The sequence below is a fragment of the Methanobrevibacter sp. genome, assembly GCF_045646205.1.
GTDB lineage: Archaea > Methanobacteriota > Methanobacteria > Methanobacteriales > Methanobacteriaceae > Methanocatella.
The window spans coordinates 1-24,544 of sequence record NZ_JAZRKF010000038.1 but is presented as its reverse complement, the minus strand read 5'-3'; the positions used below and the strand labels follow the sequence as shown (position 1 = coordinate 24,544).

Genomic DNA, 24,544 nt, shown 5'->3' with positions numbered 1-24,544 from the left:
AAAATTTATAACTAGCATTGAACAATTAAAATTTATCTTTGAAAATGAATTTAAACAAGTTATTGATAATGAAAGTTATTGGAAAAATTGGCTCTGGAAGTTCCTATAAATTTTTATAATTTTTAGTGTCGTGAACTATATTTTTTTACCTATCTAAAATTATGTGATTGTTAAGAATTAAGTTAGTATTTATCATAATTGTTGAGTTCAAAATTAAAATCGCTATATATTTATAGGTTATTTGATAAAATATTAATTATCTTTTTAAATGTTCTTGATTTAAACATGACATATAAAAGAATAATATTGGATATTGGGAGTTTTCTTAATGAACGGGCGATTAAATATTCTTTTGTACTATTCGTTGGAGAATTTGTTCAAAATGTCACAAGTTCTTTTGCTCAAAATGAAAAGAGGATTATGTCCTAGTTTCCTTGATAAAACCTTGATATCTACACCCAAAATAATCATCACACTTTTTAATTTAAACTGTTTTTTTAAAACCAATAAAATGGTGAGGACATGAATAAAAAAATTTTATTTTTTCTTTGCTTGATTGCATTCATTGTTTCGATAGCTGGTGTTTCAGCGACAGATGATGTTAATCAAACGGTTAGTAATGATTTGACGGATACTTTAGGAGTATCCTTAAGTGATGTCGAGATTGTTGGAGGTGCTGATGGCGGTACTTTCGAGGATTTGCAAAAAAAGATTGATGCTGCCAAGGAAGGTGCAGTAATTATTTTAGAAAACGATTATGTTGCTGATTATTCTGATGATGTTATAGGAATCACTAAAACCATAACTATTAATGGAAATGGGTATGCTATTGATGGGAAAGGTTATGATAAAATTTTTTACATTAATTCAGCATCAGTGACTCTGAATAATATTACTCTTAAAACCAGTTATCCTTATGGTAATTATGGTTTTGGTGGAGCAATTTATGCCACAAACAGTGATTTGACGATTACCAATTCAGTCTTTACTAATCATTGCATATATGAAAATGATGATGATGGTTTCGGCGGAGCAATATATGTTGAAGATAGCGTTTTAACGGTCAAAAATTCTAATTTCACCAATAATTTTGCTTCTCAACGGGGTGGTGCCATTTATGGTTATGATTCCACTATTGAAGTTGTTGGCTGTTATTTTGCAGATAATGAGGCTAGAGCGTATGGTGGTGCAATCTATTCCACAACGGATGATGTAAGAATTATTAATACTACTTTTATAAACAATTCTCCTAACGATTTCTCCCCTGACGACATTTATACGGAAAATATCCTTAGATCTTCCTATATTGATTTGGATATGGATAGAAAAGTATGGATTACTTCTGAGGATATTTCAATCGGCATAAATCTTAATGATGGAACAACCGGTTATGTGACTGTCAATATTGGCGGCGTGGAAAGAACATTGAATGTAACTGACAGTTCAGCATCTTTGGTAGTTTCTGATTTAAATGTTGGTTCATATGATGTTTTAGTAAAATATCTTGGTGACGATTCATTTTCACCTAGTGAGAAATCAACTAGCTTTAAAGTTGTAGAAGCAACATTCAGGGATTTGCAGGAACTCATTGACGATGCCGATGATGGTGCAATAATTGAGTTAGATAAGAATTATACTTATGCAGTTTCTATAGATAATGAGAAGCCTATTCATATCAGAAAAAACCTTCGCATCAACGGTAACGGATACACCTTGGATGCAAATAAGGAAAATTTAATTTTCGATATTGATGATTGTGATGTGACTTTAAATAATATTAATTTTAAAAACGGAGTTTTCGTGGATTATAGGAATGGTGGAGCAATAGTCATTGACGATGCCAATGTAACTATCATTGATTGTAATTTTACAGATAATGGTGGGGATGATGAAGCTGGTGGCGTAATATATGCTGTAAATACTATCTTAACTGTTTCCAATTCAATTTTCACCAATAATTTAGCATTTTATGGTGGTGGAGCTATTCTTGGCGAATATTCCACTGTTGAACTTAATGCCTGTGAGTTTACAGGCAATGGTGTTGAATATGCCGGCGGAGCAATAGATATCTATGAGGGTAATTTAACAGTTAATGACTGTAGTTTTACAGACAATTATGCGGTTGAAAAAGGTGGAGCAATATTCATTGATCAGGGTAATTTAACCGTAAATGCCTGTAATTTCATAGATAATAGGGCTTTGATGGGTGAAGGTGGAGCCATATATACTTATTCTAGTGATTTAAAAGTTCAGGATTCTTCTTTTGAAAATAATACGGATTATACTTCAGCTATTTATATGCGTGGAGGCAAATATGATATTTCAAACACAACATTCACCAACAATCCTAACCTTACTTATCTGAAGTTGGATATTTACTTGAATGTCTATAATTGGGAATATACCATATTCTATCCTGAATCTCAAACTGTTTATATAGATACTGATAGATTTGATAAATATACAGTATTTATTAATGATGAATTCTATAAGGTTATTGAAATTAAAAAAGATAACTATGAATTGGTATTGAATAATTTGAAGCCAGGAGATTATAAGATTACAGTAATGTTTAAAGGCAATGATGAATTTGAAGCGAAAAATTCAACAACATACTTTGAAGTTAAAATGTTATCTCCAATCGAGTTGGAAATTGAAAAAGACATTGTAATTACAGGCGAAAATCAAAGCATTACAGTTTCACTTCCAAAAAGTGCAACTGGAGATGTCCAATTATGGCTCAATGATGATTGCTATGATTCATCAGAAATAAATAATGGCCAGGCCGTATTCAATTTAACTGATTTGACCGCTGATAAATATGAAGTTCGTGTTAATTATTATGGTGATGAAATATATGTTTCAAACTCTACTGGAGGTGAATTCCATGTTTTAGATCCGGATACTATCAGTGTATCCGCTGAGGACACCACCAATTTAGGAACTTTGCATATTGATATTTATGTCGGTACTCTTCTTTCTGTGAATGTGGCAGTTAAAGTTGGCTCTAACACATACTATGCTGTTGCAGTAAATGGTTATGCTTGTATTGAAATTAATAATTTAAAAACAGGAAAATATAAAATTATTGCCACTTACAAGAATAGTAAAGCAACCACTACAGTTAAAGTTAGGGATGCAACATTCACTGATTTGCAAAATGCAATTGATGCTTTGGCTGAAGGCGAAACATTATATTTAAACGGGGATGTAAAAAGAACTTGGATTTTTGACGAAGATGAGTGGGAGGATAATCCTGAATCCGAAATACATATCAATAAAGCCATAACAATTGATGGAATGGGATATGCTATTGATGGTGAGGAAGGAGGTAGGATATTCAATATAACTTCAGATAATGTCATATTGAAAAATATTACTTTTACCAATGCTTTACCGGTTAGTCCTGATGATATTGAAAATGAATATAATGGTGGTGCTGTAGCTATTTATGCAAACAATGTTGTTATTTCTGATTGTTATTTCATTGGAAATGGAATTGATGGTCCTGGTGACGGCGGTGCTATTTACTGTGAAGGAGATTTGACTGTTATCAATTCTTGTTTTGAAGAAAATGAGATTAGTGGTGATTATTATGATGATGTTAATGGTGCTGCAATTAGTATTGTTGGTGATTTGACTGTTATCAATTCTAATTTCACTTCAAATCATGTTAGTGTTCCTCAGGGTTCATCCAATGGTGGTGCTATTTACTCAACGGGTACAGTTAATATTTCCGATTCGACTTTCACTGGTAATTATATATCTGGCCAATATATTGGTGGTGGAGCAGTTAGCGCAATTGCTGTAAATATTGAAAACTCAGTTTTCAATGACAACTATGTTAAAGCTTCAAGTTATGACTATTGGGAGGGCCTAGCTTCCCGCGGAGGTGCCATATATGCAGGTGTTGTAAATGTCAAAAATTCCGATTTCACGAACAATTCCGCTTCAGGCCATCATTCCGGTGATTCCTATTATGATATCGACATTTATGTTCAGGGAGGTGCAATAGCTGCCTATGACATTACAGACATTGAAAACTCCAATTTCAAAGATAACGCTGCTGATGAGGGTGAAGCCTTATGGGCATATGCACTATATGCAAGCATTGATGATGATACGACTTTCACAAATAACGATTATGTTCTTGTAAAAGTATATCCTGAAATGAGCATAAACATTTCCTCACCTATTTTCAATGTTGGAGATGATGTAAAAATTATTGTTGAGTTTAATAAGCATGTAATCGGCAATGTGGCTATTCGTGTAAATGATGATGAAAGAATAGTCGAAGTTATTGATGATTTGGCAACTTTAACACTGTCTGACATGGCTAAAGGCACATACAATGTAAATGCAACATTCATTGAAAATGAATATTGCGATTATGCTTCAGTAACTGATAAATTTAAAGTTATTGATGTTCCATTTGCAACATTTGCAGAATTGCAGGGTCTTATTGACAATGCAAAAGATGGAGACACCATTTATTTAACGAAATATTATATTTATGATAAATATGTTGATGAAGATTCACTCCATATAAATAAAAACATAACAATAATGGGTAATGGAAATACAATTGATGGAAATGATAAACATATTCTCAGTATTTATGCAGACAAGGTTGTTTTAAAGGATATCACATTTATTAATGGATTTGGCATGAGTGCCGGTGCCATTTACATTTATGGAAACCTTGATGTTATAAATTGTATTTTTGAAAACAATACCATTACAGAACGTGGAATATATCCTGATCAGGGTGGTGCAATTTATTCTGAAGGTAATTTAAATGTTATAAATTCATCATTCAGATTCAATAAAGCTCCATTAAATTGGAATGGGGATTGTATGGATTATGGTGGTGCAATATATTCTTATGGTAACTTAACAGTTATTAATTCATTATTTGTCGGTAATACTGCTTCCTATGGTGGAGCCATTAGGGGTGATAATGTTGTTGCAATTAACAGCATATTCATTAACAATACTGCTACGCATAAGCCGGGAGCTATTGATGCATATAATAATCAGACAATTATAAATTGTACTTTTGAAAATAACATTCCAAACGATTATAAACACGACTTATATATGTATGTCCATTATGATAAGAGTCTTTATCGTGAAAATGATGATGTAACTATCTTTGTCAATGTTTATGATAAAATTAAAAGCGTAAAAATCGATGTTTCAGGCACTGTAAAAACCGTTGATATTGTTAATGAAACCGCCAGGTTAACATTAAACAACTGTGATGCCGGAATATATAATGTTATTGTATCATATGATGGAGATGATTATTATGACAGTAAAACCGTAAAATCTTCATTTAATGTTATAGATGATTCATATGCAACATTCACAGAATTACAGAAAATTATTGACAATGCGACTGATGGAGATACAATTGTTTTATCCAAGAATTATATTTATGATTATGAAATCGATGGACACGTATTGATTAATAAAAACATTGCCATTAGGGGCAATGGCCATATTATTGATGGAAATAGGGGTTATGGATCTTTTGAATTGAATGCAGACAATGTCCTTTTAGATAATTTAATTTTCACCAATTTTAATTATATTCCTCTTGTTGAATATGATTATAATTATTTTGAATATCCTGATGCGAATTTGACAATCACAAACTGCATATTTGAAAATAATTTCAATTCAGTAATTAGATTATATCATACTAATTTGACTGTTATCAGTTCTTCGTTCATAAATAATGAAGTAGGTACTTCGGTCATTTTAGGCCCTTCAGTTAATATAATTAATTCCAATTTCAAAAATAATACTGGGGACGCTCCTTCATCACATGTTTGTTCAATTTTTGGCCAAAATGTTACTGTAAAAGACTCCATATTTGAGGATAATACTTATGCGGTAGGTATAGACCTTCAAGTGTTCGATATTTACTGTAGAGACACCCTTTTCGTTGACGGTTCAACATTCATCAACAATTCAACTGATATGAACGATTATATTTATGTTGAAAGTGGCAGAAAGACAATAACCAACTCAAAATTCATTAACAAAGGTCAGACTCCGGGCACTGCAAATATCAACATTTTCGCATCAGATATTAATGTCGGTGAAGATTTGATTGTTGATGTTTTAGTATCTGATGATGCAACGGGTAGAGTAACATTATCCATCAATAATAAGAATTACACCAAGGATTTGGTTAACTCCAAAGCCCGCTTTACAGTATCTGGTTTGTCTGCAGGCACTTATGATATTATTGTCTATTATTCCGGTGATGCTACTTTCAATGCTACTCAGGCCAGCACAAAAGTAAAAGTTTCCGAAGCTGACACAGTTATTATTTCCGTTCCTGATGTTAATGTTGCATACAAAGATCCTAATGGTGAGTTGGTTGCTACAATAACTACTGAGCAGGGTAAGCCTCTTGTCGTCAACTTGAATTTCAACTTCAATGGTAATGATTATACTGTAAAGACTGATTCTAATGGTCGGGCAAGTTTAGCAATCGGTACTTTGTCACCAGGCACATATACTGCGACAATTTCATATAAGGGAAGTGAAAAATATAAAGCATCATCAACAACAGCGAAGGTTACTGTGACTAAGGCAGACACAGCCATTTCTGCTCCTGATGTTAATGTTGCGTATAATGATCCAAGTGGTGAATTGGTTGCTACTATAGTTAATGAACATGGTAAGCCTCTTGTCGTCAACTTGAATATTAACTTCAATGGGGAAGATTATACTGTAAAGACTGATTCCGAAGGCCAAACAAGCATAGCAATAGGTACATTAAAACCAGGAACATACACTACAACAATATCCTACAAAGGAAGCAGCAACTACAAAGCTTCAACTGCAACAGCTAAAGTCACTGTAACCAAAGCAGGTACTACTATATCTGCTCCGAATGTTAATGTTGCATACAAAGATCCTAACGGTGAACTTGTTGCCACAATAACCAATGAACACGGAAAACCACTAGTCGTTAATTTAAATGTTAACTTTAACGGGGAAGATTACACCGTAAAGACAGATTCCGATGGTCGGGCAAGTTTAGCGATTGGTACATTGTCACCAGGCACATATACTGCGACAATTTCATATAAAGGAAGCAGCAACTACAAAGCTTCTACTGCAACAGCTAAAGTCACTGTAACCAAATCTGCTACAATTATATCTGCTCCAGATGTCAATATTGCATACAAAGACCCTAACGGTGAACTGGTTGCTACTATAACTAATGAACACGGAAAACCATTAGTTGTTAACTTGAATGTTAACTTCAATGGTAAGGATTACACTGTAAAGACAGATTCCGATGGCCAGGCAATTCTGGCTATAGGTACTTTGTCTCCTGGAACCTACACAGCAACAATTTCATATAAAGGAAGCACTAATTACAAAGATTCTACTGCAACAGCCAAAGTCACTGTGACTAAGGCAGGTACTACCATATCTGCTCCGAATGTTAATGTTGCATACAAAGACCCTAGCGGTGAACTTGTTGCTACTATAACCAATGAACACGGAAAACCATTAGTCGTCAACCTGAATGTTAACTTTAACGGTAAGGATTACACTATAAAGACAGATTCCAATGGCCAAATGAGCCTAGCAATAGGCACATTATCACCTGGAACCTATACAGCAACAATTTCATATAAAGGAAGCAGCAACTACAAAGCTTCTACTGCAACAGCTAAAGTCACTGTAACCAAATCTGCCACGGTTATTTCTGCTCCAGATGTCAATATTGCATACAAAGACCCTAACGGTGCACTGGTTGCCACAATAACCAATGAACACGGAAAACCATTAGTAGTTAACCTGAATGTTGACTTAAACGGGAAAACTTATACTGTAAAAACTGATTCCAACGGCCAAGCAAGCATAGCAATTGACACATTGACACCTGGAACCTACACAGCAACAATATCCTACAAAGGAAGCAGTAATTATAAGGCTTCATCTGCAACAGCTAAGGTCACTGTAACCAAATCTGCCACGGTTATTTCTGCTCCAGATGTCAATATTGCATACAAAGACCCTAATGGCCAATTGGTTGCTACAATAACCAATGAACACGGAAAACCTCTTGTCGTCAACTTGAATATTGAGTTGAATGGTAAAACTTATACTGTAAAAACTGATTCCAACGGTCAGGCAAGCATACCAATTGGTACATTGACACCTGGAACATACACAGCAACAATATCATACAAGGGAAGCAGCAACTACAAAGCAACAACCACAACAGCTAAAGTTACTGTGACAAAATCTGCTACTGTTATTTCTGCTCAGGATGTTTCTGTTAAATACAAAGATCCTAATGGAAAACTGGTCTCTACAATAACCAATGAACACGGAAAACCATTAGTCGTTAACCTGAATGTTGACTTAAATGGAAAAACGTATACTGCAAAGACAGATTCCAACGGTCAGATAAGTGTGTCAACTGCAGATTTGGCTCCAGGAACATACACAGCAACAATTTCATATAAAGGAAGCAACAACTACAAAGCAACTAGCACAACAGCAAAAATTACAGTAAAACAATAAAAATTTTAAATTCGATTAAGGAGATTTTTCTCCTTAACTTCTATTTTTTATGAACTAATGCATGTTATTTTATTCTTTTATTTGGGGCTAGTGATTTCAGTATCCGAATAATTAATGAATCAATTAATTATTTTTATAGTTTCATTATTAATTACTAATTTAATTAATCATATTTTTAATTTTATTAATGTAGTTAAACTACTGATATAAAAATTAGTGGGGGATGTATATTCACAAAATCAAATTATATATTTATTCATTGTTTTGTTAAAAATAAAACTTTCCAATCCATTTTTATTTAATTGTTACTTATAGATTGAGTAAATTGAATTTTACTCTTAATAAATTATTCATATGATTTTTGTAGCATTTTTTTCTGAAATTGGGATGAAATTCGAAGAAATATCTGTGTTCAAATAAATTTCTTTTCTTCGCAATAAATGAAAGAATTATATAAAAAATTAATTGCATGTTTATTTTTTAGTTATATAAATATAAAAATAGTAAAATAATTAGTAGATTAATCTTCTGTTTTATTTAAAGAATTTTTGATTAATGTTGTACTGATTCCTTGAGTATATGGCAGATATTCTATACTTACATCTATTTTTGCAAACTGTTTTTCTGTTTCAACATATCTTTCAGTTCCTTTCCAATCATCACCGGAAAAGAGAACATCAAAATTAAAAATCTTTTGTGCTAATTGTTTATCATTTACCTCTTCAATGTCAACAATTTTTGCACTATCAACAACATCCAGTGCTTCTATTATTCTGCATCTTTCTTCTTGGCTGAATATTGGTGTTTTATTCTTTATTTTTATTACATATTCGTCAGTACAAACGCCAACTATCAATGTTTCGCACTGTTTTTTACAGTTTTCCAATAAGTTTAAATGTCCAACATGGAATAAGTCGAAAACACCGCAGGTGTATCCTATTTTATATTTTTTTTTATTCTCCATAGTTTTACCTCTATCTTATTAAAATATATTTATATTAGTTTTTGCTTATTAATATTTATGATAACGGAATGTAATGAGGATAATATTAATCAGGTTTTTGACTATATTGGTGATGATTATGAGAAATGCTTATATTTATACATTGATTTAAGAAAATATGGTCTTACAAATGAAAATTTCAGTGTATGGATCCAATATGATGGAAATGAAATTTGCGGATTAATCAGCCAGTATCACAACGGAATTCAGATTTACAGTAAAAATCATGATTTAATTTACGAAGAACTTTTGGAGTTTATAAAAGATAAAAATCCCACAGTTATTTCAGGAATGGGTGATATTTTACTCCCAATTAGGGATGAATTCGCTGATTATTCGGAAACTTTGGGTTCTGTTGCAAAATTAACTGAATTAAAATATCCTCCAGATCCTAATGCCTATAGCGCACCAATGGATGAACTGGATGAAATTGCCAAACTTCTTGTTCAGGAAGATAATCTGGGCAAACATACAGGATATGATTTGCTATATCAGCAGTTATGTGAAAGAAAAAAGGATAATTTTGGACGTAATTTCATTTCCAGAGATGAAAATAATGATATTATCTGTCATGCTGCCACTTATGCAGAACTTCCCGAACTTGCTGTTGTTAGTGGTGTCATGACCTCGTTTCAATATAGGGGCAAGGGGTTTTCCAAAGGAACTCTAGCAGCATTATGCGATCAATTATTGTCTGAAGGAAAAGTTGTCTTTTCTTATTTCCATATCCCTCCTGCAATAAAAATGCATCAGGGTGTCGGTTTTAAAGAAATCGGGAAATGGATGAAATTTAAAAAGGAAATTTAATTTAATGTTTCTCGGTATTGTTCTTATTTCAAATATAGATTAATATTAAATGGGAATAACTAGAAATATTATATTTGCAACATTAAAATTTATTATTTAGTTATATTTATGGGTGGTTATATGTTAGATATTGTTAAAAAAGATGATAATAATAATTTTATTTTGGGATCAGAGCCAAAATTAATTAAAAGTAAGATTAAATTCAAAGGAAAAAATAATAGGTTGGTTTGTGAGGACAATGTTGTATTATATGATTCCAACATATATTTTGAGGGCAATAATTCCATAATATTTTTATCAAGCAATAATCACCGTTATCGTATTCATGTATCAATTTTCAATAATTCCTTTTTATTCTTTGATGAAAGAACATATTTGGCCAGTAAAGTAAGTTTTGTGATTTCTGAAGGAAAAAATGTTTTCATTGGAGAAAATTGCATGTTTGCAAAAAGAATTGCATTACGATTATCTGATGCACATTTAATTTATGATGTAGACAGTATGGAAAGAATTAATGTGAGTGAAAGTGTTTATATCGGAGATCATGTGTGGATTGGTCAGGAAGCTTTATTATTAAAAGGAATTCAAATTGGTTCCGGTTCTATTATTGGGGCTCGTTGTGTTCTTTCAAGCAAAACTATACCTTCTAACTCGTTGTGGGGTGGAATTCCTGCAAGAGAAATTAGAAAAAATGTTTTTTATGATAGTGCGTCAAATCATTTTTTCACGGACATTGAAACCTCAAAAAGTATGAAATATGATAGTGACCGTTGGATTTATAAAAATGAAGGCGAAATTTTATCGTTTGATGATATTGAATTTAAATTAAAAAATATTATTGATGTTGATGAAAAAATTAAGTTTTTAATTCAAATAAGAAATAATAGGTCACATAACAGGTTTTATATTCCTGATGAATGATTGATATAATCATATAAAAAACGTAGCCATCATTCAAGATGCTTGTGTGTATAGATAAATTCATTTATCTGTAGTTTAGTTTGAGTAATTTTTATTTTTTAAATTCTATTTTCATTCCTAGAAACTTAAGGATTTCAAATTTTTTTAATTATTTATTTCATAAGAAAAACATCTAATTTTTATTTATTTTAATTCAATCCATCGTTATTTATTTTAATACTTATTTAATTACTTTTAATTTATTTATATCTAATTTTAATAATTATTAATAGTTTATTTTAAATATTATGAATTACAAATATTTATATAAGTGATTGAAGTTTTTTAATCACGAATTTAATTGATTGGGGGTTGGATTGATGTATTCTTTTGATAGGTTTATCATAGATTTTTTCAGATTATTTGATTGTTTTATATCAAATAAATATATTACTGAAGATAATCGATTTATTAGAGATAGAAAAATGACTCAAAAAGAATATACTGCATTTATTCTTTCTCAAAGAAGCTGTACGAGCTATATTGAAACGATTAGATTTTTCACCATATGGCTGAAGAATGACTTTAAAACGATTTCGAGCCAGAGAATTGGAAAACAAAGAATGTTTATTGACCCAAAAGTTTTTATTGATATGTATGAATGTTTTATTGATGAATTATATAGTAAATTTTCGGGATTTTCAAAATTTCGAGGATATGTGATTGGTGCTTGTGATGGAAGTATTGTTGATCTTCCAAATGTTACTTTAACGCGCGAAGAATTTCCTGTTAATGATGAAAACTTGTTAAAAGAAAAAAGAATTCGTGCAAGAGTTTCATGCATTTTAGATGTTCATTCCAAACATATTTTAACTGCAAAAATTGTTGAAACCACAATAAATGAAATTGATTTAGCAATTGAACATCTGGAGAACTTAAAACAAAGATTAGACATCACAAAATTAATTACCATTTACGACCGTGGATACCCGTCAATCGAATTGATGGTAAAAACAATAGATTTAAACTCAAAATTTCTAATAAGACTACCAAAAAACATATTTAGACATCAAATCCAACAAATGAAGACAAATGACGAAATAATTAAAATTAATCTAACAAATATAAGATTAAGTCATTTTGACGATGAAAAATTAAAAGAAAAAGCCAGAAAAATGGGACGATTAGAAATTAGAATAGCATTAGTAGATATTGGAAAAGACGAACCAGAAATACTAGCAACAAATTTAACCACTGAAGAATTCTCAACAGAAGATTTAAAAGAATTATATAAAAAAAGATGGGCTGTTGAAACAGGATTCGATAGATTAAAAAATCTAATCGAAATCGAAGATTTCAGCGGAATTCGAAGACCCATCATTGAACAAGATTTTTACGCCCACATATTCGTTTATAATCTTGCAATTACCATAAAAAATCATGCAGAAAACAACATAACAAGAACACCACGAAATAAAGAGGAAAAAATAGTTTATCAGTCGAATTTCGCAAAAATAACAGGAAATATCTATTTATTTTTCTTCGACATAATATTTGGATCGCAAACAAAAAGAGAACAAATAATCGACTTTATAACAAAAGAAGCATCAAAAGAACTAACACAATACAAAGAAAATCAATACGAAAATAAAGAACGAAAAGCCCCAGATGTTAATAATAAACATCCGGGAAACAAGAAAAAAACACACTAACCAACACAATACACAAAAATTAGTGAGTTTCACATCTTGTTTAATTTTTTGTTCGCAAATCATATAAAAAACTTACGAAAATCAAACATTAACCTCATAATAATATAACATTGTTATTAAATAAGTTAAATAATAAAAAGTTTCATCTGAAATATGTTAAGTTTCTAGGAATGTTCTATTTTAAATATATTTAATAATGAATAAATTCAAAATTATATATGTAACAATTTATAGGTGATTATTAATGTCGACAACAAAGAAAAGTCGTATTTTTTATTTTGATGAAATTAGGGCATTAGCAATACTTTTTGTTCTTTTAATCCATGTTAGTAAATGGTTTGTGCAAGAATTACCTAAACATTCACTTGATTGGACATTTGCCATTTCTCTTCAAGCAATAGGAAATCTTGGGGTACCATTATTCGTAACAATTAGTGGAGCATTACTTTTAAATAGAAAATATGAACTTAAAAGTTTTTTCAAGAAAAGATATTCAAGAATTTTGATTCCATTCATATTTTGGATTGCTGTGGTTGTTTTATTTAGGATATTCTTTATGGGTCATTCAGCCAGTATTAAAGGTATCGCAAGTATAGTATTTACTGAAGGATATGTCTGGTTTATTTGGATGCTTATAGGTGTTTATCTGTTCCTGCCTGTTGTAAACTCTTTTGTCAGAGAATTCAATATGCAGGGAGTAAGATTTTTCGTAGCGATATGGCTAGTTACAATAATATTGGGAACATTTGGTTGGTATCCATTTTACAAGCTAGAATTAAGCTATTTTGCCGGATATTTGGGTTATCTTGTTTTCGGATATTATCTGAATAATGAAGACTTCAAAATAAGTGATGGAAGTCTAATGAAAATAGGATTAATCGTATATTTAATATCTACTTTGGTATATTTATATTGTAGAGTCAATTCCATTTACTTTGGAGAAACATACTATTTAACAATCCTGCCGGTTATTCAAACTACTGGTCTGTTCCTGTTCTTCAAGTACTTTGCGCAATACAGTGAAAATAATGAAATATCATTAACCGGTAAAGTATATTCCGCCATAAAAGATTCCTTTGTTGGAAAAATGATTGTTTCAATTAGTTTATGCAGTTATGGAATGTATCTTACCCATTATTTAATGATTTGGATTTTAATGAAAATTAATAAGACTACTCCAATATTTTCAAACAATCCATTCATATGGATTCCATTGGCATTTCTATCAGTAGTTCTATTTTCATGGGGTATAATTTGGATATTCAGCAAGATTCCATATCTAAAAGAGGTTAGTGGTGCATAATCCACTAATTTCTCTATTTTTTATATTAAAAATCAATATAATTGATTTTAACTTTAGAATTTCTTTTGGAGTTAATCAATTATTTATTCTAATATTTAGGAATAATAAAATTAATTTATGTACATAACTTTTTTGATAAAATTATTTTAATTTCTCATTTTTTCTATTTTTGTGATGCTAATTATTGGGAAAAGAACACATTAAACATTAAATTTAAAATTAATTTATTCGTCTGGGATTTTACTCAAAAACACAATATCTGAAAACTAAAAATTTCAGTCCCATAAATTGGTCATATAATTATTTCCAAAAGTTTAATTATATTAAAAATAAAGAAATAATAATATATTTTTTGATTTTAAATTTGTAAGGGGTTGTTTTTTTGACAGAAAATTTTAATGATGATGATTTAGATAATAATGAAAATATTATTGAAGTTTTATTAAATCAAAATAAAAAAATACTTGAAGAAAATAAATCTATTAGTCAAGAATTAGAATCCTTAAAAAATGAAAATAAAAACTTAAAAATCAATTTTGACAAATCTATTAAATTAACTAATAAAATTTTAGATTCTTATAATGAAAATTTTAAATTGTTGTTTAATTATTATGATTTAAAACCAAAATCAGTTTTGAAGAATATGCAGGACGTATGCCAACAGGTATTGGATTTGGTGGTTAATATCTGCAATAAACATGGCATCGAGTATTGGCTTGATGGGGCTGCATTATTGGGTGCTATACGTCATGAGGGATTTTTACCCGGAGGAGATGATATTGATTTAGGCATGATGAGGAAAGACTATGAATTGTTTCAGGAGGTTTTTGATTCTGAATTACATGAATATGGTCTTGAAAAACATGTTAAATGGAAACTTTTAAGGCATGGGAATAATGTTCTTTATTTTATTCAGATTTCCTGTGCAGGTTTTGCGGTATTGGATATTTTCCCGTATGATTATATTGAAGACCCTCCGGAAAACATTAAACAACTTTATGATGCTGAAAAAAATAAATTCAAATCCAGTATTCTTGAAGATAAAAGTTATTTCGAATCTATAAACGATGTATATGCTAATTTAAATCTTAGCTGTGATCAAAAATCCTTTGTCATTCCTGGTGTTGAAAGACCGGGTTCGGGCACATTTTTTATACAGAAAACCAGTGAATTATTCCCTTTAACTACTGTTACATTTAATAATCAGGAATATTGTGCTCATAAGAATAATGATTATCATATTAAAAAATTATATGGGGATTCAGAAGAATTTCCAAAAATTTTAGAAAGACATAAACGTGTGTATAAAATTCAAAAACGTCCAAATATCAATCAATATCTGGAATATAAAGTTGATTTATTGAAAAAAACAAATGATTTTTATAAAATTAATAAAAAGAGTGTTTAAATATGCTATTAACTGTAGGAGTCATTGGTGCGGGATCAATGGGAACAGCAATTGCTCAAACTGTAGCTCCAAATGCAAGAGTTTTGTTATATGGTAGGCGTGAGGATCTTTGCTCAAAAATAAATTATTTAAGGCAGAATACTGATTATTTTCCTAATGTCACATTACATGACAATATTACTGCAATAAATGATATGGATTATTTATCTGAAGTGGATATTATATTTTTATGCATTCCATCTTCAGTTATGAGAGAAACGGTAGAACTGTTAAATGATATTGTGAGTGAGGATTGCATATTTGTCAATACGGCAAAAGGGATTGAAAAAGATTCAAATAAGAGGATGACCACTATCATTGAAGAAATTACCGACAGATCTCCTGTTGCTTTTTCAGGACCGAATATTGCAGCAGATATGGTGAATAATTTGGCTGCCGCAACAACTATTGCATGTGAAAATGTGAAATATTTGAATATGGTTGAAAAAATTTTACGAACAGATACTTTTAAAGTTAATGCTAATACTGATGTAATTGGGACTGAATTCTGCGGCATTTTAAAAAATATTCTAGCTATTTCTCAGGGAATTTGTGAGGGCATGTCAATCAATGATAATGCAAAATTTGCAATTTTTACAAAAAGCTTTAATGAAACAAAAGACATGATTGAGAAATTTGGAGGTTGTAGAGGCACTGTTGATGATTATTGCGGTTTTGGTGATATTGTCACAGCATCAACTTTATCCGTTAGTAGAAATCATACTTTAGGTGTTCTTTATGGCCAGGGCATTGTGGTGGATGAAAAAGCTTCAGGAGTTCTTTTTGAAGGAAAAAGTACTGTTGTTATTCTAAAGGATTTGTGTGAAAAATATAGTATTCAATCATTAACGGTTAATTTTGTATATGATGTTATTATCAATAGAAAAAATCCAAAAGCTGCTTTTAAAGAATTTTGGCAAAATTTATGATGGGGTTTTATAATGATTTGTGCGGCAATACTTGCAGGGGGAATTGGTGAACGTTTAGGGCTTGGAATACCTAAACAGTTTCATTGTATTAGCGGCAAACCTTTGCTGATTCATTGTGTGGAAAATTTTGTCGATGTTGAAGAATTGGACTTAATTATTGTTTCTTCACCAAAAGAATATGTTGAAAAAACTAAATATATAATAAATGAATTTGTTGATGATTCCAGAATTCATGTAATTGAAGGAGGAATTACGCGCAATGACACTATTTTAAATTCTATTGATTTTTCTATAGAATGTGGTGCCAATGAAAATTCGATAATGGTAACTCATGACTGTGCCAGAATATTTGTTTCTTCTAAATTGATTAGGGACAGTATTCATTTTGCATTAAAATATGGTGCGTCTAGTGCGGTTATCCCGGCTACAGATGTCATTTTCCAATCAAAAAGTAAAGGACTTTTATCGGATGTTCCTGAAAGAAAATATTTGGTTCATGCGCAAACACCGCAGGCATTTAACATTAAAAAATTCATGGGTATTTATAATGATTTATCAAAAGATGAAATAAAATTATTGGATGAGGCGATGGTATTGTTTTTTTTAAGAAACGAGAATGTTTATCTTTTTGACGGGGATTCATCTAACTTTAAAATAACAAGGCCTTTTGATTTAACTTTAGCCGAAACCTATTTAAAAAATTTAAAATAATGTAGTTTATTAATAAAATTGGGGGAAGAGTCATGACTTTAAAAAATAAACTTTTATCAAAGAGCAACAGTTATAATTTCTATAAAACAGAGTATCAAAAGTATAAAAAGAAATATGAATCTACTTCTAAAAAGTATGATGAATTAAAATATGAAAATGATAAATTAATTGAAAAATATGATAAACTGGATGAAGAATATAGATATTTTTCCAATGCACGACGTTTGGAATCTCTTGCAGCCAGTTTTTGTAATAAACGCTTTTATAATTATTCTTTTCAAGAGGATTTTCCATTAAAATTAAATGATTTTCTTAAAAATTTTCCAAAAGAATCTAGAAATGATGCAATGCACTTAATTTTAAGGGCTTATGCTGTTTATCTGATAAATAGTCGTGACACATTATTTACTAATGAGGAGTTAAAACTGCAGGATGAATATATTGAATTTTCAAATAAAAACGTTTCTGGAAATGAAATCTGTGGTTTCAAATTTACAGATCAAAGTTATAATAAACATTGTTTTATGTACGATTTTTTAACTGGTGAAGATTTGGAATATATTGGGAATAAGGATATTATTGATGCGGGAGCGTATATTGGTGATTCGTCTTTGGCTTTTACAAAGTTAACTTTGGGTAATGTCCATGCTTTTGAACCATTTGAAGAATCATTCAATATAATGCTTGAAAATATCAAACTTAATGATGTTGAAAATATTGTTCCAGTCAAATCTTCTTTAAGTGATATAAATGGTGAGGAAAAGATATATCTCTCGGGAAATAATGTTCAAGGCATAACTTCTGACGAAAATTTTAGACGTTACGATAAAGCATTTAACATTAAAACCATGACTATTGATAATTATGTGGAGGAAAATGATTTAAATGTGGGGTTCATCAAAGTTGATGTTGAGGGTGCTGAGCAAAGGTTACTTAAAGGTGCTGTTGAAACCATCAAATCTCAAAAACCATTGTTGATATTAAGTATCTATCATAATCCCAGTGATTTCTTTGAAATCAAGCCTTGGATTGAAAAATTGGATTTGGGTTATAATTTTAAAATATCAAAAGAAAGACCCTGGACATTTTTGGCAGACACAGTTTTAGAATGCAGACCATATTAAAAAATATTATAAATGGGTGTTTATAAATATATGAATGTGATATTATGGAAGTAGTAAGTAATAGGAATGAAATTTCAGCATTAAATGATAATACTATTAAAGGTAATCCTAAAATGGAATACTCTAAAATCACTTTTGCAGGAAAAAATAACATATTGTTCTGTGAAAATAATGTTAATTTAGTTCATTGTAATATCGTATTTAAAGGAAATAATTCCTTAATTTTTTTGTCTAGTTGTAAAGGCAATTATTCTTTAAATATGCAAGTTGTGCATGATTCTGTAATTTATATAGGAAGAAATAATGATTTGATTGCTCCAATTAATATTAATGTTCAGGAACATCAGAATTTAATAATTGGTGAGGATTGCAGTATTGGAAGCAATACTAATATCCGAACAGGTGATGCACATATAATCTATGATCAGGGAAGTAAAAATAGGATAAATAATGGTTCGAGTGTATTTATTGGCGACCATGTGTGGTTAGGTCACCAGATTTATGTTGATAAAGGTGTTATAATCGGATCTGGTTCAGTTATTGAAAATAACTCTTATATTGCTTCAAATTCCATATTAAAATCCAATAGTATTTATCAGGGAAATCCTGCTAAGCTTGTTAAAGAAAATGTATTTTTTACAAAAGATTATGTTGCAAAATTTACAAAAGAAGATTCACATACTTATGATACATATAGCAGTAGAATTTTCCTCTATGAAAATATTGATGGTGAAACATTAGATATGAAAAAAGTGGATAATTTATTATCCAAATTCGATGTAGATGAAAAGTTAGATTTTATACAAAAATTATTTATTCAAAACAAAAGACATAATCGTTTTTCAATTTGAATATTTAAATATAAAATCTATTTTTATTTTTATCATTTCTTAATTCTAAAACCTTTTCAATTTTCAAATCAATATTTTCTGTATTGTTTATTTCTCTAATTAGTTCAAATCCACTTCCAGAATTTATGTCAGAATAAATCCATTCTTCGCTATCATAATGCATTGACTGCTCAGTTTCCTTTTTTGTATATTTGTGAACACTTCTCCCATCAAAAAATACATTATTTCTAATTACTTTTGGGGGATTACCTGCCCAGCTGGAGTTAGATTCGATTTCTTTACTTATAACACTTTTTGCACCAATAATACTTCCGGATCCTATAGCAGCACCTTTTAAAAGTAATGATTCCTGTGCTATCCAGACATGGTCTCCAATATAAACATCTTCTGTTAAATTCACCCTTTCCATTGTGGCCATATCATATATTAAATGGGGGTCTGCTAAGCGAATCCAAATTCCTGGAGCAAATAAACAATCTTTTCCAATGAAAATACTCTTTTCTTCAGATATTATCATGAATAATTTAGAATTAAAATAATTATTTTCATCAATAAATAAAACAGAATTATTAAACATATTAACATATAGTCGATAATGATTATAATTTGAGGAAAGATATATTATTGAGTTGTTTCCATTAAATATTAAATCACATCCATTTAAAACTACATTTTCTTCACAAATTAAAATATTATTTGCACCATTGAAAGTTATGTTGCTGTTTATTAATTCGGGGGAGCTATTTAAAATTTTATTATTTTTTGGGTCTTGTTTTATAATTTCCATTTTTTCCCTTCCATATTTTTTTTAACTAAAACTAATTGGTTTTATAATCTAAATGTGTAGATTGGATAATATCTGTAATATACTCTAAGGTCAAATTACGATCATCATTATAATTAAAATTGGATACCACTATTTTAAATGGATTGTTATCTTTTTCAAAATAAAATGCGGACATATTAGTATGATTTTCATTTTGATAATAAACACTGTCTACTTTAATATTATCAATTGTAAGTGTACCCTTGCTTAAAATTTTATCTGTGGTCGTATTATCAATATATTTTAATCGCTTATCATAGTTATCGGCACTACCTAAATTAGTATCAAAATAAATGGTAATTTTATCCTTATTTTGAATAACAATTGAATTTCCATTATTTTCATATATGTTAAAACCTTCAGGCATGGAAAATAAATATTTTCCAACACTCACAGAAGCTGAACCAACAATATCTGAATTATTTACTATAATTGATAAATTAATACCGCATATAATAATCACTACCAATATTAATAAATATCTTTTATCCATATTTTTAACCTTATAATTTTATTACACAATATTTTAATTAAATTATTTATTTATATTAGTTAATATTTATAGATTATCCTATTGTTTATTTGGGGTGTATGTTTTTTTTTAAAATGTATCTTTGTAATGGGTTTGTATTTTTTATATTCGCCTAGTAACTAAATAATGATTTTTTAATGTTTTTTAAGGATATAATTGGATAAAATATGGTGAATTTGTATTTATATATCATATGTGTTCTGATTAAAAAGAAAATTTTATATTTGTAAAACATTCAATTTATTTTAAATCTATTAAACATATTCTATTTCTTTCAATACTTTGTGTTAATAACTCATTTTCAATAATAAGTATTTTATATTATTTTAAGTTATATAAATCTTAAATCATGGAAAAATATATTAAGTTTTATCTAAATATATAACTTTTAGTCAATTATTAAATTAATTTTATATATAAAAAAAATTCACGTGTTTGTCATGCATCAAAGTTCATTTTTAGCAATGGAGAAATTTAAAAATCAGTATTTAAATAAAGATTCTGTTTTGGATATATTGGATATCGGATCATTTGATTCTAATGAAAAACCATTTAACTATGGTCTTTTATTTAATGAAAAAAATTGGAATTATTCGGGCATGGATATTAGGGAAGGACCTAATGTTGATTTGGTGGTTTCCGATATTTATGATTGGGTTGAAATAGATGATGGATCTTATGATGTTGTCATTTCAGGCCAAGCTTTTGAACATATGGAATTTTTTTGGAAAGCTATTGCAGAAATTGAAAGAATACTTAAACCTGGAGGATTTTGTTGCATTATAGCACCGAGTACGGGACCAGTTCATAGGAATCCTTTTGATTGTTTTAGATTTACTGCAGAGGGTATGCGTGCAATGGGTGAATATGCAGGTTTGGATGTGTTGGAGTCTTATACTCAAACTGCTCCGGTTTGGAATGATAGTGTATTGATTGCTAAAAAATCTGATTTTACTGATGATTTAGAAAGTAGGTTGGATACTTTGGAGAAAAAATTGAATATATTATTAAACGAATTGAAGGAATGATTATATGCATAAATCTACTCATGATAAAATGCTTTGGTTTAAAAATATGTATTTAGATAGTTCAAAGGATTTAAATATTTTAGATATTGGATCATTAGATACCACAGGTAAAAATTATAATTATAAATCCATTTTTGATTCACCAAATTGGAAATATTCTGGCTTAGATATTATGGATGGTGAAAATGTTGATATTTTAGTGGAGGATATTTATAATATCTCAGAAATTGAAGATAACTCTTATGATGTTGTTATTTCAGGCCAATTTTTTGAGCAGCTCAAATTTTTTTGGATAACTATGTCTGAAATTTCAAGAATTTTAAAACCTGGTGGCTTTTGCTGCATTATTGCACCAAGTGGAGGTCCAAAGCATGGTGCTTTGGGGCATGATTGTTATAGATTCTATGAGGATGGGATGGTTGCTCTTGCGAAACATGTCGACTTTGAAATTTTACATGTTTCAACTAACTACTCTGATGATGCAAAACCTTGGTGTGACAGTTGTTTGGTTGCTAAAAAACCTAATTCTAATAGTGAAGATTTTGTTGAATTAGAGAGTAGAATTAATAATGTTGAAAGTAAATTGGATGAAATTTTAAGAACTATAAATAAATGATGCGTTGTTTTAAGTTTATATTTTCATTAATAGTTTAATTAAAAGTTAAAATTTATAGATAAATTTAATTTTTTATATATCATTTACTTAATTTAAGAAATGTAATAGAATTTAAAAAATTCTATTTTTGAATTGATTGTAAAATAGTATCTAATTTATTTTCTAAATCATCAATTCTATTTTCCAATTCTTTACTTTCTGCATTCTGTGATGAACCTGCTTTATGAGCAACTAAACATGCATCATTCCATGGTGCAACTTCTTTTCTTTCATCAACTGATACATCGAGAACTTCTAAATCAACATATTTTGCCATAGCTCTTAAACCATCTTCGTGGAAACGATAACAATTTGGAATATTTCCTCCATGTTTAGGGCCAGCAGATGGTGCAATGATGCAAACATAGCCTCCAGGTTTCAATACTCTTTCAATTTCAGACATTGTAATCCAAAAAAATTCTAAATGTTCAAATAACTGGCCTGAGATAATAACATCGTATTTATTGTCTTCAACTTCAAACCAGTTGTAAATATCAGTTACAATAATATCAACATTGTTACCTCCTTGAAAATCAAGACCCGTATATGTCCATTTTTCTTCATCAAAGATGTCTGAATAATTGTAGTCACCATTACTATCTAGGGATCCAACATCTAGGATATCTAATTTTTTAGATGTGTTTAAATAAGTATTTTTAAACCATTCCATTTTTGAATGTGAATTTTTATGCATGAATAAATCTCCTTATTTATTAGTTATATAACAATTATATTTAAAACTTTATATGACTCTTTCAAAAACTTTGTTGATTTGAAATTTTTTGATAAATTGTGATTTTGGATTTAATTTGTTTAAAAATAGTTAAATTTAATAAATATGTGGAGTAAAGTCTTTATTATGCCAAATCAAAAAACAATTACTCTAAATAGTATTTTGGATGTTAAACAATATATATTTTGTAATTCTGATGATGGATTGGTCCTTTCAGATCCTCGTTTTGTGAAATTATTCGAATCTTGTCGAGAACTTTTTAAACCTTTTAATTTGAGTTTTAAAGAGGATGTTCCGTATTTTAAATGAATTTTGCTCGATGTCCATATTGTGGTTCACGACATGCTGTTAAATAGGGGTTTACCAATAGAATGTTGGTATTTAAAGAAATTGGGAGGACACATGTGAAAGTTCAACGTTATAATTGTAAACGTTGTAATAAAACATTTCAAACGGTTTTAACAAGCCTTGTTGATAAGAACAGTAATTTTACCAACGAATTGAAAAGTGAATCGGAGCATTTAATTTCTGATTATCTTGGAAGTTTGAAAAATGTTTGTAAATCTTTTAAAAAGTTTTTTTTTGGAATTAGTGTTTCTCACCAAACAATTGAAAATTGGCTTTTTGTTAATGAAAATGTTTTGGAGTTTGATTTGGGCCGTGATCGGGTTATTATGTATTTGATGTTGGATGAGTAAAAATTAATGAAAATTGGAAATACAGGTATACACTGTTGGATGCAGTTTCCAATTATGTCGTAGTAGATGCTATTTATGATACTGAAGATATAAATACCATTACAAAATTTTTAAAAGAATCTACAGCAAATAAGAACAAAATTGCAATCACAACTGATCTGGATAAAAATTATTCTTTAATCATACCAAAATTAGGTTTTAAACACATTATGTATTTTTCATGCTAAAAAAGTTGAAATAAACAATTAAAAGATTTCAAAGACAAATATGGACTTTCTGATGAAGAATACGACGAATGTCATCAACAACTCAAAATGATAAAAAATTTATTTGACCTAGAAAATTATGATGTAGTAAATAAAGAATTACAATCATTAATTTTCCGTGAAAATGAATTTCATCCCATAATTTATAAAATAATAAGAAAATCAATCTCACCACGATATAAAAACTTTATTTATCACATAAAGGATAAGAAAATAGAAAAAACAAGTAATAAACATGAAAATGCTTTTCAAAAAACAATGCCAAAATTCAGAAAACGAACATTCAAGACTACACGAGGTCTTTTAAAACGAATATAGTAGTCGACACTGAAAATTATAAATACTATTGATTATAAATATTATAATCATGTCTAATCAAACATTAATTGAAGAATATCCGGGGATTATTTCTGAGATTCAAACGGAAATTAAAAAGTTAGAGAATGATACACGA

Annotated in this window: 18 protein-coding genes; 14 read left to right on the top strand and 4 right to left on the bottom strand. The window is 29.6% G+C overall.

Translation table 11 applies throughout. The features are described from left to right. Nucleotides 1-522: 522 nt before the first annotated feature. Complete coding sequence (locus ACKI44_RS07590; RefSeq protein WP_407423119.1) at nucleotides 523-8,565, top strand: Ig-like domain repeat protein; 8,043 nt, start codon at nucleotides 523-525, stop codon at nucleotides 8,563-8,565. A 520-nt stretch (nucleotides 8,566-9,085) separates the two neighbouring features. Here the strand turns inward: ACKI44_RS07590 and ACKI44_RS07585 are convergent. Beyond that, complete coding sequence (locus ACKI44_RS07585) at nucleotides 9,086-9,529, bottom strand: adenylyltransferase/cytidyltransferase family protein (protein ID WP_407423117.1); 444 nt, start codon at nucleotides 9,527-9,529, stop codon at nucleotides 9,086-9,088. 57 nt (nucleotides 9,530-9,586) lie between these two features. Here ACKI44_RS07585 and ACKI44_RS07580 point away from each other — a divergent pair, with 57 nt between their 5' ends. From ACKI44_RS07580 to ACKI44_RS07540, 9 genes are all read left to right on the top strand, one after another. After that, entirely contained in the window at nucleotides 9,587-10,375 is a 789-nt protein-coding gene (locus ACKI44_RS07580; protein ID WP_407423115.1) for a GNAT family N-acetyltransferase, read from the top strand. Between the two features lie 120 nt (nucleotides 10,376-10,495). Further along, nucleotides 10,496-11,296: an acyltransferase gene (locus ACKI44_RS07575; RefSeq protein ID WP_407423113.1), complete on the top strand. Its 801-nt coding sequence runs from the start codon at nucleotides 10,496-10,498 to the stop codon at nucleotides 11,294-11,296. Nucleotides 11,297-11,655: 359 nt separating this feature from the next. Beyond that, nucleotides 11,656-12,987 (top strand): IS4 family transposase, encoded by a 1,332-nt coding sequence (locus tag ACKI44_RS07570; protein WP_407423111.1) that lies wholly within the window; start codon nucleotides 11,656-11,658, stop codon nucleotides 12,985-12,987. 244 nt (nucleotides 12,988-13,231) lie between these two features. Next, the gene (locus tag ACKI44_RS07565; protein ID WP_407423109.1) at nucleotides 13,232-14,290 is read left to right on the top strand and encodes an acyltransferase; all 1,059 of its coding nucleotides are present in this window, start codon (nucleotides 13,232-13,234) and stop codon (nucleotides 14,288-14,290) included. A gap of 382 nt (nucleotides 14,291-14,672) precedes the next feature. Continuing rightward, the gene (locus ACKI44_RS07560) at nucleotides 14,673-15,698 is read left to right on the top strand and encodes a LicD family protein (protein WP_407423107.1); all 1,026 of its coding nucleotides are present in this window, start codon (nucleotides 14,673-14,675) and stop codon (nucleotides 15,696-15,698) included. Between the two features lie 2 nt (nucleotides 15,699-15,700). Next, the gene (locus ACKI44_RS07555) at nucleotides 15,701-16,666 is read left to right on the top strand and encodes an NAD(P)H-dependent glycerol-3-phosphate dehydrogenase (RefSeq protein WP_407423105.1); all 966 of its coding nucleotides are present in this window, start codon (nucleotides 15,701-15,703) and stop codon (nucleotides 16,664-16,666) included. Nucleotides 16,667-16,678: 12 nt separating this feature from the next. Beyond that, nucleotides 16,679-17,377 (top strand): 2-C-methyl-D-erythritol 4-phosphate cytidylyltransferase, encoded by a 699-nt coding sequence (locus tag ACKI44_RS07550; RefSeq protein WP_407423103.1) that lies wholly within the window; start codon nucleotides 16,679-16,681, stop codon nucleotides 17,375-17,377. 32 nt (nucleotides 17,378-17,409) lie between these two features. Further along, a complete protein-coding gene (locus tag ACKI44_RS07545) occupies nucleotides 17,410-18,501 on the top strand; it encodes an FkbM family methyltransferase (RefSeq protein ID WP_407423101.1) in 1,092 nt (363 codons plus the stop codon). A gap of 44 nt (nucleotides 18,502-18,545) precedes the next feature. After that, nucleotides 18,546-19,352, top strand: a complete 807-nt coding sequence (locus tag ACKI44_RS07540; RefSeq protein WP_407423099.1) for an acyltransferase — start codon at nucleotides 18,546-18,548, stop codon at nucleotides 19,350-19,352. A gap of 4 nt (nucleotides 19,353-19,356) precedes the next feature. Here ACKI44_RS07540 and ACKI44_RS07535 read toward each other — a convergent pair whose 3' ends face one another. Both ACKI44_RS07535 and ACKI44_RS07530 read right to left on the bottom strand, forming a co-directional pair. Continuing rightward, nucleotides 19,357-20,139: an acyltransferase gene (locus ACKI44_RS07535; protein ID WP_407423097.1), complete on the bottom strand. Its 783-nt coding sequence runs from the start codon at nucleotides 20,137-20,139 to the stop codon at nucleotides 19,357-19,359. Nucleotides 20,140-20,170: 31 nt separating this feature from the next. Continuing rightward, complete coding sequence (locus ACKI44_RS07530; protein ID WP_407423095.1) at nucleotides 20,171-20,671, bottom strand: hypothetical protein; 501 nt, start codon at nucleotides 20,669-20,671, stop codon at nucleotides 20,171-20,173. A gap of 479 nt (nucleotides 20,672-21,150) precedes the next feature. On the opposite strand from ACKI44_RS07530, the gene ACKI44_RS07525 reads away from it, so the two are divergent. Beyond that, nucleotides 21,151-21,738 (top strand): class I SAM-dependent methyltransferase, encoded by a 588-nt coding sequence (locus tag ACKI44_RS07525; RefSeq protein WP_407423093.1) that lies wholly within the window; start codon nucleotides 21,151-21,153, stop codon nucleotides 21,736-21,738. 4 nt (nucleotides 21,739-21,742) lie between these two features. Then, complete coding sequence (locus ACKI44_RS07520) at nucleotides 21,743-22,354, top strand: methyltransferase domain-containing protein (protein ID WP_407423091.1); 612 nt, start codon at nucleotides 21,743-21,745, stop codon at nucleotides 22,352-22,354. A gap of 121 nt (nucleotides 22,355-22,475) precedes the next feature. Here ACKI44_RS07520 and ACKI44_RS07515 read toward each other — a convergent pair whose 3' ends face one another. Then, nucleotides 22,476-23,087 (bottom strand): class I SAM-dependent methyltransferase, encoded by a 612-nt coding sequence (locus ACKI44_RS07515; protein ID WP_407423089.1) that lies wholly within the window; start codon nucleotides 23,085-23,087, stop codon nucleotides 22,476-22,478. A gap of 443 nt (nucleotides 23,088-23,530) precedes the next feature. Here ACKI44_RS07515 and ACKI44_RS07510 point away from each other — a divergent pair, with 443 nt between their 5' ends. Next, nucleotides 23,531-23,824 carry a hypothetical protein gene (locus ACKI44_RS07510; RefSeq protein WP_407423087.1) on the top strand — a complete coding sequence of 98 codons (294 nt, stop codon included), beginning with the start codon at nucleotides 23,531-23,533 and terminating at the stop codon, nucleotides 23,822-23,824. Between the two features lie 35 nt (nucleotides 23,825-23,859). Continuing rightward, nucleotides 23,860-24,051: a hypothetical protein gene (locus tag ACKI44_RS07505; RefSeq protein WP_407423085.1), complete on the top strand. Its 192-nt coding sequence runs from the start codon at nucleotides 23,860-23,862 to the stop codon at nucleotides 24,049-24,051. Nucleotides 24,052-24,544 lie beyond the last annotated feature (493 nt).